The 3148-nt window shown below is 67.4% G+C and carries 2 protein-coding genes; both read right to left on the bottom strand.

Annotated features, from left to right (window positions below; genetic code table 11):
• Positions 1-205: 205 nt before the first annotated feature.
• Positions 206-1690: a hypothetical protein gene (locus JSV65_03710; GenBank protein UCH35467.1), complete on the bottom strand. Its 1485-nt coding sequence runs from the start codon at positions 1688-1690 to the stop codon at positions 206-208.
• A 113-nt stretch (positions 1691-1803) separates the two neighbouring features.
• On the bottom strand, positions 1804-2745 hold the full coding sequence (locus JSV65_03705) for a dihydrodipicolinate synthase family protein (GenBank protein UCH35466.1): 942 nt from the start codon (positions 2743-2745) through the stop codon (positions 1804-1806).
• Between the last annotated feature and the right edge of the window lie 403 nt (positions 2746-3148).

Raw genomic sequence — 3148 nt, 5'->3', positions numbered from 1 at the left:
CGTGCGGTTGCGTGTGATGGTTGCGGGAGGCAAATGCCGTCCAACCGGGCAGCCAGGTGCCCACTCGAAAGTCACGTCGGGCTCAACCCGAGTTCTACTGCATTATGATTTCCGCTCGACCGGATGGCAGTCCTGTTCCTGACGGGGAAGGGTCGTGCCGATTCCGCGTGTCAGCGTTGAGCGCGGCCTTCCGGGGAAGCAGTCCTCAGCCGCCGTCGCCGGCGGCGATCCACCTCGTCTCGCGGACGCGTCCGTTGAGCACGGCGCTGCCCGGCGCCGCCAGTATCTGCGCCTCGAGCTCGCACACGCCGGACTGGCGCGGGCTCCACTGCCAGCGCGCGAACGCGCGGTTCGTCAGCCTGCTGCCGCCGGCGGGCACGCGCTCCACCTGCTGCGTGCCGACGACCCGCCCGTTGACCTTGAGGCGCACGGTGACGGGGCCGCCGTCCATCCCCCCGATATTGCTGAGCGCGACGACGATGTGCGGCGGGTTCGAGAACCGGTCGAGCCACAGGCTGTTGGGCTGGAACGTGATGACGGGGCGGATGAAGTAGTCGAAGCAGAGGCGGTCGGCGGCGCGCTCCATGTCTTCCGTCGCGTCACTGCCATTGAAGAATGCGATGCCGCGCATCTCCGGGAACTCGCGGCGAATGAAGCGAATGACCTGTTCCAACTCCCCCGCGTCGCCATAGGTATCGTCCTTCCCGCAGAGGTCGAGTGACAGCAGCACCTTGCACGGGGCGCGATACGCGCGGGTGAAGAGGTCGGCGCCGCGCGGCGCGATGAGGCGGCCGCGCAGGTCCTCGAAGATATTCTCGGTGCCCAGTTCGCGCGGCGCGTAGTACATCTCATAGGCCTCGAGCAGCAGCAAGTCGGCGGCCTGCTTGTACAGGCCGACCCATTCATCACGCACCCCGCCGCCGTGCCAGGCGGCGGCGACGAAGTCCTCGGGAAACCGGCGACGGGCCTCTATCAGCCCGCGCAACCAGGCGTGGGCGCGCTCCTCGCCCTGTGTCTGAGGATAGCCGCCGAACTCGTCCATGCCGTAGCCGTCGAACTGGAAGTTATCCGGAATCCCGTAGTATCGCTCCGCCTCGGCGGCGCACTGCTCCAGGGGCAACCGGTCTTCCCTAAGCGCGGGGTGATTCGAGCCCCAGGTCCATTTGAGCGCCTTGATGCCGCGCCGGCGCAGGAGCGGGACGTCCTCCTCAGGCGCCGATGCGATCACGGTTGCCCAGCGAATCCAGGGACTGTGCCTGTACCATACGAGATCGAGCCCGCGCGCGCTCGTCACAACCGGCAGGTCGAGTTGGGCAAGCGGCTCGCCGGCGGCCGACGCGACGGCGCGGTAGAGGCCGTTGTTCCGCGGCCGCCAGGAGAGCGAAGCATCGCGCCCATCCGCGCCGGGAGACGGGAAGTCGCGTTTGAGCAACCTGGTGCCGTCGGAGGCACGGATCTCCAGCGTCACCGCGGCGGAAGCAGGCGACTGCGGTTCCGCGCCGGCTCGAAACGTGAGGACGACGTCCTCGCCTTCGACCGGCAGGTTCGGCCGGCAGCACAGTGTCGCGCCGCGGACAGCCGCATCCTCGGCGCCGCCGCCTGCAAGAGCCGGACCGATCAAGCCAGACGTGAGCACGATGAGCCACGCGACGGTCAGACGGGCCTTCCAGTCCGTGTGCGAGGTGTGCATCGGGCGGATTCCTCCTTATCAACTCCCGGAGCTTGCAGCCGCAGGCACTGCCCGGCGGCCCGGGAGCCTCGCGCGCGGAAACGGCGCCCGGCCGCAGGCGAGCGTACATCCGCTCACGGGATGTCGGGCCAGCGCTTGTTGAAGCCGATCCGTTCGAGCACCCAGTCGAACTCCCGGCGCTCGAGGACGCTCATGGGCTCGACCTTGGCGGGCGGGATGACGTGCGCGCAGTCCATGACGCCGCGGTCGCGGAGCATGCCCTTGAGCAGCTCGCGGGGATACTCCTGGTAGAACATGAGGTACGGGAGCAGTTGCTCGAAGTAGATGCGTGCGGCCGTCTCCTCGTCGCCGGCGAGGTAGGCGCTGACGACGGCGCCGTGGATGTCGAGCGCTTCCGTGCCGGTCATGTAGGCGGTGACTCCGGCGCGCAGCATATGGATGAGGTGCCTGCCGCCCGCGCCGCCGATGATCTGCATCGCCCCGCCGGACAGCTCCAGCAGTTCGCCCATCTTCGCCAGAAACCGCTGCCCCTCGACTTTGGCGTAACGGATGTTCCCGCATTCCTGATAGAGCTGCCACATCACGTCGGCGGTCAGCACGCCGCTGCTGACCGCGGTGTCCTGGATGATGATCGGGATCGAGACCGCGTCGGACAGCCCGCGGTAGTACTCGAACATGCCATCGCGGTCCGGGACATCCATGTAAGGGCTGCCGGCCATCAGCATGTCGGCGCCGAGGGCTTCGGCCTCTTTGGCGTAGTCCACGGCGATGCGAAAGGCGGTCGCGGTGACGCCGATGTACACGGGCACGCGGCCGGCGACTTCGTCAACGACGATTTCGATCAAGCGCCGTCGGTCCTTGTCGCCGACCTTGTAGAATTCCGATGCGCCGCCGAGATGACCGACCGCGACGGCGCCGCACTTCAGGCAGTACTGCACCAGCCGTCGCTGGCTCGCTTCGTCGATGTCCCCGGACTCGGTGATGGGCGTCGGCATGACGGGCATCATGCCGCGGAAGTCGGGTCGGGGTGTCTTGGCACCGGCGGGTGGAGTCATGTCTTCAGCACCTCTTGTGAACTGGCAGGCGAAGCCTAGCTGTGGCGTGTGTTCGCTTGGAGGGCGGCGGGTTCCTGCGTGGGGGCACGGCAGAGGCTGTTGGGCGCTGCGAATTGATGCCGCTACCGTGCAAGACGAGCGCTAACCGGAGGCGATTCCTCGCTCTCAGGGAGAGGATGAAAGTGAGGGTGAGCCAGTATCGACGTGCGCCGCGGTGACAAGCGACCCTCACCCGACCTCTCCCTACTAGGGAGAGGAGTTGCGGGCCGTCCCTGCGGTGCCCAACGGGCTCATCCGGGCCTCGCCCACCCCGCGCGACGGGGCAGGAGTGGCGCGCGGAGCGAGCGAAGGGTCAAATGGGATCTTGAACCACAAAGGCACCAAGCCACCAATCTCAATTGGG

Source organism: Armatimonadota bacterium, from assembly GCA_020354555.1.
GTDB lineage: Bacteria > Armatimonadota > Hebobacteria.
Note: the sequence above shows the minus strand (reverse complement) of the source record. Positions and strands in the feature narration are given on the sequence as shown.